Annotated in this window: 12 protein-coding genes; 5 read left to right on the top strand and 7 right to left on the bottom strand. The window is 62.1% G+C overall.

Going from position 1 to position 12,446, the window contains the following annotated elements:
- Positions 1–29 precede the first annotated feature (29 nt).
- Together ACIQWO_RS07875 and wrbA are read right to left on the bottom strand one after the other, a co-directional pair.
- Entirely contained in the window at positions 30–482 is a 453-nt protein-coding gene (locus ACIQWO_RS07875) for a DUF2069 domain-containing protein (protein WP_402821458.1), read from the bottom strand.
- Positions 483–519: 37 nt separating this feature from the next.
- Complete coding sequence (gene wrbA, locus ACIQWO_RS07870; RefSeq protein ID WP_039397667.1) at positions 520–1,107, bottom strand: NAD(P)H:quinone oxidoreductase; 588 nt, start codon at positions 1,105–1,107, stop codon at positions 520–522.
- A 311-nt stretch (positions 1,108–1,418) separates the two neighbouring features.
- Here wrbA and ACIQWO_RS07865 point away from each other — a divergent pair, with 311 nt between their 5' ends.
- Complete coding sequence (locus ACIQWO_RS07865; RefSeq protein ID WP_402821454.1) at positions 1,419–2,807, top strand: YihY family inner membrane protein; 1,389 nt, start codon at positions 1,419–1,421, stop codon at positions 2,805–2,807.
- Here the strand turns inward: ACIQWO_RS07865 and ACIQWO_RS07860 are convergent.
- The 3 genes from ACIQWO_RS07860 to ACIQWO_RS07850 all read right to left on the bottom strand — a co-directional run bounded on the left by ACIQWO_RS07860 (position 2,804) and on the right by ACIQWO_RS07850 (position 5,365).
- The gene (locus ACIQWO_RS07860; protein ID WP_402821451.1) at positions 2,804–3,136 is read right to left on the bottom strand and encodes an Mpo1-like protein; all 333 of its coding nucleotides are present in this window, start codon (positions 3,134–3,136) and stop codon (positions 2,804–2,806) included. The genes ACIQWO_RS07865 and ACIQWO_RS07860 overlap by 4 nt on opposite strands.
- A 109-nt stretch (positions 3,137–3,245) precedes the next feature.
- Positions 3,246–4,061, bottom strand: a complete 816-nt coding sequence (locus ACIQWO_RS07855; RefSeq protein WP_402821448.1) for an alpha/beta fold hydrolase — start codon at positions 4,059–4,061, stop codon at positions 3,246–3,248.
- The gene (locus tag ACIQWO_RS07850; protein ID WP_402821445.1) at positions 4,058–5,365 is read right to left on the bottom strand and encodes an O-acetylhomoserine aminocarboxypropyltransferase; all 1,308 of its coding nucleotides are present in this window, start codon (positions 5,363–5,365) and stop codon (positions 4,058–4,060) included. The genes ACIQWO_RS07855 and ACIQWO_RS07850 overlap by 4 nt, the downstream gene beginning before the upstream one ends.
- A 375-nt stretch (positions 5,366–5,740) precedes the next feature.
- Here ACIQWO_RS07850 and ACIQWO_RS07845 point away from each other — a divergent pair, with 375 nt between their 5' ends.
- From ACIQWO_RS07845 to aroC, 3 genes are read left to right on the top strand one after another with little or no spacing between them, the layout of a single operon-like run.
- The gene (locus tag ACIQWO_RS07845; RefSeq protein WP_039397675.1) at positions 5,741–6,196 is read left to right on the top strand and encodes a CBS domain-containing protein; all 456 of its coding nucleotides are present in this window, start codon (positions 5,741–5,743) and stop codon (positions 6,194–6,196) included.
- Positions 6,193–8,112: an MFS transporter gene (locus ACIQWO_RS07840; RefSeq protein WP_402821442.1), complete on the top strand. Its 1,920-nt coding sequence runs from the start codon at positions 6,193–6,195 to the stop codon at positions 8,110–8,112. Before ACIQWO_RS07845 ends, ACIQWO_RS07840 begins: the two co-directional genes overlap by 4 nt.
- 36 nt (positions 8,113–8,148) lie before the next feature.
- Positions 8,149–9,252, top strand: a complete 1,104-nt coding sequence (aroC, locus tag ACIQWO_RS07835) for a chorismate synthase (protein WP_402821439.1) — start codon at positions 8,149–8,151, stop codon at positions 9,250–9,252.
- Positions 9,253–9,365: 113 nt separating this feature from the next.
- On the opposite strand, the gene ACIQWO_RS07830 is transcribed toward aroC, so the two are convergent.
- Together ACIQWO_RS07830 and ACIQWO_RS07825 are read right to left on the bottom strand one after the other, a co-directional pair.
- Positions 9,366–9,683 (bottom strand): MliC family protein, encoded by a 318-nt coding sequence (locus ACIQWO_RS07830; RefSeq protein ID WP_402821436.1) that lies wholly within the window; start codon positions 9,681–9,683, stop codon positions 9,366–9,368.
- 53 nt (positions 9,684–9,736) lie between these two features.
- The gene (locus tag ACIQWO_RS07825) at positions 9,737–11,407 is read right to left on the bottom strand and encodes an electron transfer flavoprotein-ubiquinone oxidoreductase (RefSeq protein ID WP_046292319.1); all 1,671 of its coding nucleotides are present in this window, start codon (positions 11,405–11,407) and stop codon (positions 9,737–9,739) included.
- A 178-nt stretch (positions 11,408–11,585) separates the two neighbouring features.
- Between ACIQWO_RS07825 and ACIQWO_RS07820 the strand changes: the two genes are divergently transcribed.
- Complete coding sequence (locus ACIQWO_RS07820; protein ID WP_402821431.1) at positions 11,586–12,362, top strand: SDR family oxidoreductase; 777 nt, start codon at positions 11,586–11,588, stop codon at positions 12,360–12,362.
- Positions 12,363–12,446 lie beyond the last annotated feature (84 nt).

Genomic DNA, 12,446 nt, shown 5'->3' with positions numbered 1-12,446 from the left:
GGCGTCGCCCGAAGGCGAATTGCAGCGCGCTAGCGCGCTGCCGCCGCCCGAGCTTTCGCAGCGCGCTTGAAGGGGCGCAGATAAAAGACGGTCGCGAAGAAAAAGATCAGCGCCAGCGCCGTCTCGATCCATGCAAGCGTGGCAGATGGGCCGGTATCGCTCATGCCACGCACCACGCCCTCTGCGAGGAATAGCAGGATGAACATGCTCGACCACTGGAGCGTGTACAGATTGCCGCGTAGCACGCCGCGTAGCGGCAGGAGCAACAGCAACGCCTTGAGCACCAGCCACGAACCGCCCGGACGCAGCGGCGCCAGCCACAACTCCCAGGCTACCGACAACGCGATCAGCGCCAGCAAGCTGGCAATGCTCACCTGCCGCAACCCCTGAGCGTGGCCCGGCGTGAGTGCCCGACGGGCATCGACATGCGGGGCATCGTCACGCGGGAGGTCGTGCTGACGGTCGGGCGGTGTGGCAGTCATGGGCTTGTCTCGTGGCCTGTACTACTGCGGAAAAGGTTCATTCTGCCAGCTTGCAGGCCGCGCGTGCGAGTCTTGCGCCGAGTGCCGAGGCCAACTGACGTTCGTCCGCCGAGAGCGGGTTGCCGTCGTGCGCGAAGTGCGTCGCACCGTAAGGGGAGCCGCCGGTGCGCGTGCTCGAGAGCGCAGGTTCGGTGTAGGGGAGCCCCATGAGCAGCATGCCGTGGTGCAGCAACGGAATCATCATCGACAACAACGTGCTTTCCTGACCGCCGTGGAGGCTGGCGCTCGACGTGAACACGCACGCGGGTTTGCCTGCGAGCGCGCCGGACAACCACTGGGGAGTGGTGCCGTCGAGAAAGTACTTCAGCGCGGCGGCCATGTTGCCGAAACGGGTCGGCGAGCCGAGCGCCAGACCCGCGCACTCTTCCAGATCGCGCAATTCGACGTACGGCGGGCCGCTGTCCGGGATGTCCGGTGCGCTGGCTTCGCATACCGTCGACACGGCGGGCACGGTGCGCACGCGGGCCTGTGCGCCGGGTACGCTGTCGATCCCGGCAGCAATGCATTGGGCGAGTTGTGCGGTCGTGCCGTGACGGCTGTAGTACAGGACGAGGATTTCAGTCATTGATGCGAGTGAGCGAAGAATCGAGTGCGAGCCGGTTGACCGGAGTCGCGGGCTTTCCATCTTTCAGAGTGTGCTGGCAACGCTGCCAAAGCCGCATGGGCAGAGTGAAAAGCCTGCGAAAAGTGCGGGTATTATAGGGCGTTCCTGGTGGCGTGATCGTAGGGTGGAGCGGGCGCTGTGGATGGCGTTCGACCTGCCGCCGTCGCCAGATTATTGTCACGCTGCCGTACTTGCGTCGTACCTGTGTCGTGTGTGTAGTGCTTTCGTAGTGCTTTCGTAGTGTCTGCGTATTGCCCGGTAAGGAGCCCGATTTGTTCAAACTGTCCCGCATCAACTGGAATAACGTTCGCCAACTGCTGAGGTACGCGCTCGCGCGGGCACAGGACGACCGGATTCCCCAAGTGGCGGGCAGTCTGACGTTCACCTCGATTCTGTCGATCGTGCCGTTGTTTGCCGTGACATTCGCCTTGTTCACAGCTTTCCCGATTTTCAATTCGTTTCGCGACGCGCTCCAGGGCTTCCTGCTCGAGCACCTGATGCCGGAGAGCGTCAACGCACAGATCTTCAATTACCTCAATCAGTTCGCTTCGAAAGCGAAGAGCCTGACGGCGTTCGGTCTGATCGGCTTGCTCTTCACGTCCGTGCTGACGTTGATGACGATCGAATCTGCGTTCAACGTCATCTGGCGTGTGCCGCGTCCGCGCCCGCTGGCCCAGCGTCTGCTCATTTACTGGAGCCTGCTGACGCTCGGGCCGCTGCTGTTCGGCGTGAGTCTGTCGATCAGTTCCTACGTCTTCACGCAATCGATGTCGCTGGTAAGCACCTTGCCACCTGCCGTGGCGTCGCTGCTCAGTCTGATTCCGCTGGCACTCACGAGCGTGGCGTTCATGCTGATGTACGTCTACATGCCGAACTGCAAGGTCGACTGGCGCGACGCGCTGGTGGGCGGCGTGGTGGCGGCGCTGGCGTTCGATCTGACCAAGCGCGGCTTCGGCATGTACATCCGGCAGTTCCCGACCTACACGGCGGTGTACGGTGCCTTCGCGGCCGTGCCGATCTTCCTGCTCTGGATCTACCTGTCATGGCTGGTCGCGCTCGTCGGCGCGACGATCACATCGGTCCTTCCCGCGCTGCGTCTTGGACATTTCCAATATCCGCGCTTTCCCGGCAGCGATTTGCTCGACGGCCTGACACTCATCCATCTGCTCAATCAGGATCGTGAAGCCGGTGGTGGGGGTTATACGACGCAGCAACTGGCGCGCACCATGCGCACGAGTCTCGAACACGCTAACGAGCTGCTGTGTCGCCTCGAACGCATGGGCTGGGTCGGACGCATGACTATGCAACCCCCCGCCGAGCGCTGGCTGCTGCTCGCGAATCCACGGACAACGACCCTGTCGCCGCTCGTCGCCCAACTGGCGCTCAACGTCGACGAACTGGCCCGGCAGATGGAGCGCCATGCGCTGGACGGTGCGCACGTGGCCGAGATCCTGCGCGAAGGGAAGTGGGACGTGCCGCTTGCCGACGCGCTGCCGCGTGATCCATCGTCACCCGATGCGGACGCGCCGGACGTACAGGATGCATTGGACGAGTCGGACGCATCGGACGAAGGCGGCGCGCGTGCCGACACTCGCCGTGGGACCGAAACGCCTTCGACGCAAGACGTCCGGCACTGGACCCCCGCGCCGGGCAAGCGCTAAAGCTTGATGCGGCCGACGCAGATGTCGCGGAACATCACCCAGTCGCCCATCAGGCTGTAGATGGGATGCCGAAACGTGGCGGGCCGGTTCTTCTCGAAGAAAAAGTGCCCGACCCACGCGAAGGCATAACCGCAGACAACTGCCGCAAGCAGCCACCACGCGTTGCCCGTCGCAGCGAACGTCACCAAAAAAGCGATCACACCCCACGAGCCGACGAAGTGCAGTCGGCGGCACGTGGCGTTCCTGTGCTCGCCGAGATAGAACGGGTAAAAGTCCGCAAACCGGTCGAACGTTCGTGATGCCGGTGCGGGGTCATGTCCCTCGGTCATGGCAAGCCTCCTTGTCGTGGTTGGCGAAAGTGACGCCTTCGCTTCATGCATCCTGGTCACACATCCCGATCGTGCTGTGTCGATCCTGTGAGCCTGCGCTCTGGCCGGGTCAGTCTCGCAAGAATCGCTTGAGCGCATCGAGCAGCGCATCCGGCTGTTCCGTCATGATGGCGTGGCCAGCATTGACGAGTTCCACCGTGACCGGTGCGCCGTTGTCGCGCAAGGCGTCGAGCAGGGCCTGTGCGGCGCGTGGTGGCGTCATCTGGTCGCGCTGTCCCAGCACGGCCAGCACCGGACACTTGATTCGCGCGGCGGCGTTCATGCCCTGATCGTAGCCGTTGCAGGCCTCGAAATCCGTAAGAAACACTTTGGCCGGATTCCGTTGTGCGACGCGCTCCATCAACCGCTGGTTGCCGCCCCATGTCCAGAACCCGGGGCCTGGGGCAGACGGTTTGGCCGCGAGCGTGCTATGCGACCAGGCATTGACCAGTGCGATGGCCTCGGACTCGCGCTCCGCGGCGGCGCTGAGCAACGTGTCGGCGACCTTCATCGGGTAGGCCGTGCCCACCAGCGCGATGCGCGAAACGCGTGCCGGATGACGTGCCGCCGCGTCCAATGCGATGAGTGACCCCATGCTGTGGCCCACCCATGTTGCGCGCTCGACACCCGCCGCGTCGAGCACCCCAACCACGCAATCCGCCATCTCACCGATGGTCTTCAACGGCGCACCGGTGCTGCGATGATGCCCTGGCAGATCGAGCGCGAGCACGTTCATGCCGTGATGCGCCAGATATCGACTCTGCAACCCCCAGACACTGTGATCGTGTTGCGCGCCATGAAGGAAGACTACGGTGGGCTGCGTCGGTTGAATCGGTTTGCCTGCGGTGTAGGCGTAGACGTTATTGCCAGCCATGTCGAAATTCATCGCGCTTGCCCCTTCGAAGACGATTTCGCTGCCGCCTTGAGGCCGCGCTTGAGGTCCTGAATCAGGTCGTCGGCGTCTTCCAGGCCGATGGACAGGCGTACGGTGCCTTCGCCGATACCCGCCGCAGCAAGGGCGGCGGCATCCATGCGGAAGTGCGTGGTGGACGCGGGATGAATCACCAGCGAGCGCGCGTCGCCCACGTTCGCGAGATGCGAGAACAACTGCAACGCTTCGATGAATCGCCGACCCGCTTCGCGGTCTCCTTTCAGGTTGAAACTGAACACGGCACCCGCACCCCGCGGGAGTAACCGTTTCGCCAATGCGTAATCGGGGTGCGACAGCAACTCGGGGTAGGCGACGCTCTCGACCGCTTCGTGACCCGCGAGGAACTCGACAACCTTGCGCGCATTCTCGACGTGGCGCGCCATGCGCAACGGAAGCGTTTCGATCCCCTGAAGCAGTTGCCAGGCAGCCTGTGGGTGAAGACATGCGCCGAAATCACGCAACCCTTCGCGTCGCGCCCGTAACAGGAACGGCGCGACCGAGCTTTCCTCGGCGAAGACCATGCCGTGGAAGCCGTCGTACGGCTCGGTGAGTTCGGTAAATTTGCCGCTTTTCTCGAAATCGAACGTGCCGCCGTCGACCAGCACGCCACCGATGGTCGTGCCGTGGCCGCCGAGGAATTTGGTCGCCGAGTGATAAACGAGGTCCGCACCGTGCTCGAAAGGCTGGATGAGCCACGGCGTCGTGAACGTGCTGTCGACGAGCAGGGGTACGCCCGCGTCGTGAGCGATGCCTGCGACCTGTGCGATGTCGAGCACATCGAGGCCGGGATTCCCCAGCGTCTCACCGAAAAACAGGCGCGTCTCGGGACGAACGGCTGCCCGCCAGCCTGCCAGATCGCCGGGGCGAACGAACGTCGTTTCGATGCCGAACCGGCGCAACGTGTAATGCAGCAGATTGTGCGAACCGCCGTAGAGCGCGCTTGACGCCACGATATGCGAACCCGCCCCCATCAGTGTCGCGATGGCCAGATGCAGCGCGGCTTGTCCGCTCGCCGTGGCAATCGCGCCGACGCCATTCTCCAGTGCAGCCATGCGTTCTTCGAAGACCGCGTTCGTCGGATTGGAAATCCGGGAATACACATGCCCGGCGCGCTCCATATTGAACAGAGCGGCTGCCTGATCGGCATCGGAGAACACGAAGGAAGTGGTCTGGTAGATCGGTGTGGCGCGCGCCCCGGTGGTGGGATCGGGGGCCGCGCCGGCGTGCAGGGCAAGCGTATCGAAGTGCGGGACTGACATGTCGGGGATGGCCTCGCAGGTGGTGTGATGTGAACTTTACGTATACGGCAATCCTAGCACCACCTTCGTGCGCTCCGGCAGGCAATACGGGGGAGATCAGGGAAATTGCGGTGTTGTCTTATGTCAGGGGTAAGGTGTTCTCCGAGAGGGGACGCAGAATCGGCTGAAAACCCGCGTGGTACGGCCATGTCGGCGTTCTGCGCCTTTCCTTTTAGGGCGCTTTCCGATAGCATCCATCGAACAGGTTCCAATCACTATTTGACACGGAGACAGCAGGCGTACGCGCCGGCCATCCGTCTCGCAAGCCGAGTCCGGTAACGTCGGCGGCAGCGTTCTGCCACGATTGCCGGAGCAACACAATGAGGAGTGTGTGCCATGCGTGTGTCTGACATCCTGAAAGTAAAGGGCAACACCCTTTTCACCGTGACCCCGGAGACGTCGTTGGCGGATGCCGTCGACACGATGGCGGAACATGACATCGGTTCGCTCGTCGTGATGGAGTACGGCGATCTCGTGGGCATGCTCACGTTCCGCGAGATCATCAACACGATCAGCAAGAACGGCGGCACGGTCGGCGGCTCCACGATTCGCAAGATCATGGACGACCATCCGCTGACCTGCACGCCCGAGACGGACGTCAACGAAGTGCGCCGCATGATGCTCGAGCGCCACGCGCGCTATCTGCCGGTCATGGAAAGCCGCACGCTGATGGGCGTCATCTCCTTCTACGATGTGGCCCGCGCGGTCGTCGAGGAACAATCCTTCGAGAACCGTATGCTCAAGGCCTATATTCGCGACTGGCCGGCCGAGGAAGCGGAAAACGCAAAGTGAGTGAGGCCAGTCAGCGCGAGGCTCGCGGCGACGGCCACCAATCACGACTGCTGAAGGAACGCCGTTTCGCGCCGTTCTTCTGGACGCAGTTCCTCGGCGCGATGAACGATAACGTGTTCAAGATTGCGTTCACGTCGCTCGTCACGTATCACGCATCGCTTTTTCAGGACGTCGATGGCAAGACCGCGGCGTTCCTGATCTCGGCCATTTTCATCGCGCCGTTTCTCTTGTTCTCCGCGACCAGCGGGCAGATTGCCGACAAGTGGGACAAGGCCCGGCTGATCCGCTTCGTCAAGACGCTGGAGATTGCCATCATGGTCGTCGGTGCTGCCGGGTTCGTCTGGACGAGCGCGCCGTTGCTGTACGTGTGCACGTTCCTGATGGGCTTGCACTCGACGCTGTTCGGGCCGGTGAAGTACGCGTATCTCCCGCAGCACCTCGCCAATCATGAGCTGGTCGGTGGCAACGGGCTCGTTGAAATGGGCACGTTCGTGGCGATTCTCGTCGGCACGATTATTGGCGGCGAGTTGGCGGGAGCGGGCGCAGGCGCACTGCCGTGGATCGGTGGTGTGTGTATCGGTCTGGCGATGCTGGGGCGTCTGGTTTCCACCTGGGTGCCGCAAACCGCTGCTGCGCAACCGGACCTGCGAATCAATTGGAATCCGTTCACTGAGACGTGGCGAAATCTGCGCATCGCGCGTAATGACCGGGCCGTGTTTCAAAGCCTGCTCGGCATTTCGTGGTTGTGGTTTCTTGGCGCTACGTTCCTCGCATCGTTCTTCAATTTCTCGCGCGACGTGCTGGGGGCGAACCCCGACGTCGTGACATTGTTGCTGGCCATGTTCTCCGTCGGCATCGGCCTGGGGTCGCTGCTCTGTGAGCGGCTCTCGGGTGGCAAAGTGGAAATCGGACTGGTGCCGTTCGGGTCGATCGGCATGACGGTATTCGCCGTCGATTTGTACTTCGCGAGCCGGGGCGGCGCGCCCGTCGGGGCGTTGCAGACGGTCGGGCAGTTCATTTCGCAACCCGCGCATTGGCGCATCCTGGCCGATCTGTTCCTGCTGGCGATGTTCGGTGGCTTCTACAGCGTGCCGTTGTATGCGCTGATTCAGAGCCGGAGTGCGCCGTCGCATCGCGCGCGCATCATTGCGGCGAACAATATTCTCAACGCGCTGTTCATGGTCGTCTCTGCGCTGATGGCCATGATGCTCACGAAAGCCGGGCTGACCATCGATCAGTTGTATCTCGTGACCGGCATTCTCAACGCGCTCGTCGCTGTCTATCTCTATACGTTGCTCCCTGAGTTCCTGATTCGTTTCGTGATGTGGTTAATGCTTCACACCATTTATCGGATCGAGGTGAAAGGTGCGGATCAGATTCCGGACGAGGGGCCTTGCGTGCTGGTGTGCAATCACGTGAGCTTTGCCGATGCCGTGGTGATCGGCGCGTCGATCCGTCGCCCGGTGCGGTTCGTGATGGATCATCGGATTTTCCAGATTCCCGTGCTGTCCTGGTTCTTCCGGACAGTGGGCGCCATTCCGATTGCGCCAGCGCACGAAGACGCGGCGGGTCTGGAGCAGGCCTACGCGCAGATTGCCAAGGCGCTCGATGCGGGGGATGTGGTTTGCATCTTCCCGGAGGGCAAGCTCACGGCGTCGGGCGACCTGCAAGTGTTTCGGCAGGGCGTACAACGCATCATCGAGCGTTCCCCTGTGCCGGTAGTGCCGATGGCGCTGCGTGGACTGTGGGGAAGTTTCTTCTCGCGGCACGGCGGGGCAGCGATGACGCGTCCGTTCAAGCGAGGCATTCTGAACCGGCTAGAGCTGGTGATCGGCGAGCCGGTCGCGCCAGCGCAGGCGACGCCCGAATCGTTGCGCGATAAGGTACTCAAGCTTCGTGGCCCCTGGCCGGTATAATAGACAATTCCCGTCACACCCCAATCTGATCCCCGTATGTCTGGCAATACGCTTGGAACCCTGTTTACCGTTACCACTTTCGGCGAATCGCATGGCCCGGCCATCGGCTGTGTGATCGATGGATGTCCGCCGGGAATGGCGCTGACGGAAGCCGATATTCAGGTGGAGCTGGATCGCCGCCGTCCGGGTACGTCGCGTCACGTGACGCAGCGTAACGAGCCGGATGCCGTCGAAATTCTCTCGGGTGTATTTGAAGGCGTGACGACGGGCACGCCCATCGCCTTGCTCATCCGCAATACCGATCAGCGCAGCAAGGATTACGGCAACATCGTGCAGACGTTCCGTCCCGGGCACGCTGATTACACCTATTTGCAGAAATACGGCGTGCGCGACTATCGCGGCGGCGGACGTTCGTCGGCGCGCCTGACGGCACCGGTCGTGGCGGCGGGTGCAGTGGCGAAGAAATGGCTGGCGGAGCGCTTTGGCGTACAGGTGCGCGGCTGCATGACGCAGCTCGGCGATATCGAAATTCCGCAGACCGATTGGTCGCAAGTGCCGCAGAACCCGTTTTTCGCAGCAAACGCGGAGGTTGTCCCGCAATTGGAAGCGTACATGGACGATCTGCGCAAGGCCGGTGATTCGGTCGGTGCGAAGTTGCGTGTGATCGCAACGGGCGTGCCGGTCGGTCTCGGGGAGCCGCTGTTCGATCGCCTCGATGCCGATATCGCTCACGCCATGATGGGGTTGAATGCCGTCAAGGGTGTTGAGATCGGCGCGGGATTCCGCAGCGTGACGCAGAAGGGGGCCGAGCACGGCGACGAACTGACGCCGGAAGGTTTTGTCGGCAACAACGCCGGCGGGATTCTGGGCGGCATTTCGACGGGCCAGGACATCGACGTCTCGATTGCCATCAAGCCGACGTCGAGCATCCGTACGCCGCGCCAGTCGATCGACGTCAATGGACAACCGGCAACGGTAGAGACGTTTGGCCGTCACGATCCATGCGTGGGTATTCGCGCGACGCCGATTGCCGAAGCGTTGCTGGCGCTCGTGTTGATCGACCATGCGCTGCGTCATCGTGCGCAGTGCGGCGATGTTCGCGTGACCACGCCGGTCATCCCGGCTCGCGCACCGGAGTAAGCGGAGTCGGGTGAAGTGACGCGGCGTGAGCCGACACGCTGAACCCATAAAAAACGCCAGACGATGAGTCTGGCGTTTTTCACATCTGCGGGCTCACATTCGCTTTGGCGCGATCACTCGCGACATTGCGTGATGGGCTGCTCGCCTTTGGCGGTGTACAGCGTGCCTTCGGGACCCTTGCTCCACCAGATGAGTGTGCGTCCGATGTGCTTTTCTCCACTCGCCGCGCGCGCCGGTTTGAGGACCTCGCGTTTGCCCATCCAGTACAGCGTGACGTCCCCACCAAGATTGTGATCGTCGTAGACGAGCACGGCGACGTGCTGGTTGTCGCACAGGTAGCTCACCGTCTTGGCCTGGACGGCGCCGCCGGTCAGTGCGAGGGCGCTTGCCAACGTCGCGCCAGACATCCATACGGAAATTCTCGACATCATGCCTCCTGTGTGTGCAAATAAAAACCGCCGGGCGAACCGGCGGCAATACAACATCACATATTCGGGTAGTTCGGACCACCGCCGCCTTCCGGCGTGACCCACACGATGTTCTGCGTCGGGTCTTTGATGTCGCACGTTTTGCAGTGCACGCAGTTCTGGGCGTTAATCTGCAAACGCTCGGAATCGTCGTCGTTCTTCACGAACTCATACACCCCGGCCGGGCAGTAGCGTTGTTCCGGCCCGGCATACTCGTTCAGATTGATACCGACCGGCACGCTTGCATCCTTGAGCGTCAGGTGAGCAGGCTGGTTCTCTTCGTGGTTGGTGTTCGAGATGAACACCGACGACAGGCGATCGAACGTGAGCTTGCCGTCCGGCTTCGGATAGACGATCGGCTGGCATTGCGCGGCCGGCAGCAGGCATTCGTGGTCGGCCTTCTTGCGATGAATCGTCCAGGGCATCTTGCCGCCGAGCAGCTTTTGCTCGATGCCGGTCATGAGCGTCGCGACCGTCAAACCCTTCTTGAACCACTGCTTGAAGTTGCGCGCCTTGTTCAGCTCTTCGTGCAACCACGACTGCTCGAACGCTGCCGGGTAGGTCGTCAGCTCGTCGCGCTGGCGATCTGCCGTGACGGCATCGAACGCGGCATCGGCGGCCATCATGCCGCTCTTGATCGCGGCATGGCTGCCCTTGATGCGGCTGACGTTGAGGAAGCCAGCTTCGCAGCCCACCAGCGCACCGCCCTTGAACACCAGCTTCGGCAGCGCAAGCAAACCGCCCGCCGTAATGGCGCGGGCACCATACGAAATGCGTTTGCCGCCTTCGAGGAAGTGGCGGATCGACGGATGCGTCTTGTAGCGTTGGAATTCTTCGAACGGCGACAGATACGGATTGCTGTAGTCCAGCCCGACGATGAAGCCGACGGCCACCTGATTATTCGGCAGGTGGTAGAGGAACGAACCGCCGTAGGTGCTCGAATTGAGCGGCCAGCCCGCCGTGTGAATCACCAGCCCTTCCTTATGCTTGGACGGATCGATTTCCCACAATTCCTTGATGCCCAGACCGTACGCCTGAGGGTCGCGCCCCTCATCGAGGTTGAACTTGCGCATCAGTTGGCGGCCGAGACTGCCGCGCGCACCTTCCGAGAAGATCGTGTACTTGGCGTGCAGCTCCATGCCGAGCTGGAAGTTCTCGGTCGGTTCGCCGTCCTTGCCGACACCCATGTTGCCGGTCGCCACGCCCATGACCGCGCCGTTTTCGTCATAAAGCACTTCGGCGGCAGGGAAACCCGGGAAGATCTCGACGCCCAGCGCTTCGGCCTGCTGGCCGAGCCAGCGCACGACATTGCCCAGGCTGATGACGTAATTACCGTGATTCTGGAAGCAAGCAGGCAGCAGCCACGAAGGCGTGGAGGTCGCGCCCGTTTCGCTCAGGAACAGGAAGCGGTCTTCGACGACGGGGGTGTCGAGCGGTGCGCCGAGTTCTTTCCAGTTGGGGATGAGTTCGGTCAGGGCTTGCGGATCCATGACCGCGCCGGACAGGATGTGGGCGCCAATTTCCGAGCCTTTTTCCAAGACGCAGACCGAAATCTCCTTGCCCGCTTCCTGTGCGCGTTGCTTCAAACGGATAGCCGTGGACAGGCCGGCCGGACCGCCGCCAACAATGACGACGTCATACTCCATCGACTCCCTCGGGCCGTACTGCTCAAGCAGCTTGGGATCCATTGATGCTCCTGTTATAAACGTTAGAATTCGTGGGTGCGGCCATTTTCCGGGAATGGGGAACACCTCGCAACCGCATATTAATAGTACGGTCGTTCGATTTGGTAGGTAGGAAGCTCTAGCGGCGAGCCGGGTGGCGACGCCGTTGCTCAACGGGTGTCGAGGCACGAGGGAGAAGACGATGGGGCGTTCGCTGAATCTGGAAGGCAAGGTCGCAATGGTCACGGGGGCGTCGAGCGGGCTTGGCATGCAGTTCGCCAAGGTGCTCGCGCAGGCGGGGGCGAAGGTCGTGCTAGCTAGCCGTCGCGTGGAGCGACTCAAGGAATTGCGGGCGGAAATCGAGTCTCAGGGCGGCGCGGCACACGTTGTGCCGCTCGATGTCACCGACTACGACAGCATTCGCGCCGGGGTGGCGCATGCCGAGACCGAGGCCGGTGCTATCGACATTCTGATTAACAACTCGGGGGTGTCTACCCAGCAAAAGCTGGTCGATGTGACACCGCAAGACTTCGATTACGTCGTCGATACGAACACCCGCGGTGCGTTTTTCGTGGCGCAGGAAGTGGCCAAGCGCATGATCCGTCGCAGCAAGGGTGACCCGCAACGGCAACACCGGATCATCAATGTGGCTTCGGTCGCCGGGCAACGGGCGATTTCCATGCTCGGTGTCTATTGCATGAGCAAGGCGGCCGTGATTCACATGACCCGTTCGATGGCGCTCGAATGGGGACGTTACAACATCAACGTGAACGCGCTCTGTCCGGGGTACATCGATACCGAAATCAACCACGATCATTGGCAGACCGAAGCCGGGCGGAAGCTGGTTCAGATGCTGCCACGTCAGCGGGTCGGCGAGCCCGGCGACCTTGATGGGTTGATTCTACTTCTGGCCTCAGACGATTCCCGTTTCATCAACGGCTCGATCATGACCATCGACGACGGTCTGGCAGTAGGCTAGGCGCGACGGCCGTCCGAAGGCCACCGGGCGAGGCCGTCAAAGGCGGCCCGCCGATTGCGCAGGCTCGCTGCAATGCGGCAATCG

The organism is Pandoraea sp. NPDC090278, assembly GCF_044772185.1.
Taxonomy (GTDB): Bacteria; Pseudomonadota; Gammaproteobacteria; order Burkholderiales; family Burkholderiaceae; genus Pandoraea.
This window is presented reverse-complemented; position numbering and strand designations above follow the sequence as displayed.

What these genes read in the sequence shown, in the direction of transcription:
- ACIQWO_RS07860 (WP_402821451.1), bottom strand. Translation starts at nt 3,136, where the DNA reads ATGACCGAGGGACATGACCCCGCACCGGCATCACGAACGTTCGACCGG.
- ACIQWO_RS07850 (WP_402821445.1), bottom strand. Translation starts at nt 5,365, where the DNA reads ATGTCAGTCCCGCACTTCGATACGCTTGCCCTGCACGCCGGCGCGGCC.
- ACIQWO_RS07875 (WP_402821458.1), bottom strand. Translation starts at nt 482, where the DNA reads ATGACTGCCACACCGCCCGACCGTCAGCACGACCTCCCGCGTGACGAT.
- ACIQWO_RS07825 (WP_046292319.1), bottom strand. Translation starts at nt 11,407, where the DNA reads ATGGATCCCAAGCTGCTTGAGCAGTACGGCCCGAGGGAGTCGATGGAG.
- ACIQWO_RS07855 (WP_402821448.1), bottom strand. Translation starts at nt 4,061, where the DNA reads ATGAATTTCGACATGGCTGGCAATAACGTCTACGCCTACACCGCAGGC.
- ACIQWO_RS07830 (WP_402821436.1), bottom strand. Translation starts at nt 9,683, where the DNA reads ATGATGTCGAGAATTTCCGTATGGATGTCTGGCGCGACGTTGGCAAGC.
- ACIQWO_RS07820 (WP_402821431.1), top strand. Translation starts at nt 11,586, where the DNA reads ATGGGGCGTTCGCTGAATCTGGAAGGCAAGGTCGCAATGGTCACGGGG.
- wrbA (WP_039397667.1), bottom strand. Translation starts at nt 1,107, where the DNA reads ATGACTGAAATCCTCGTCCTGTACTACAGCCGTCACGGCACGACCGCA.
- aroC (WP_402821439.1), top strand. Translation starts at nt 8,149, where the DNA reads ATGTCTGGCAATACGCTTGGAACCCTGTTTACCGTTACCACTTTCGGC.
- ACIQWO_RS07845 (WP_039397675.1), top strand. Translation starts at nt 5,741, where the DNA reads ATGCGTGTGTCTGACATCCTGAAAGTAAAGGGCAACACCCTTTTCACC.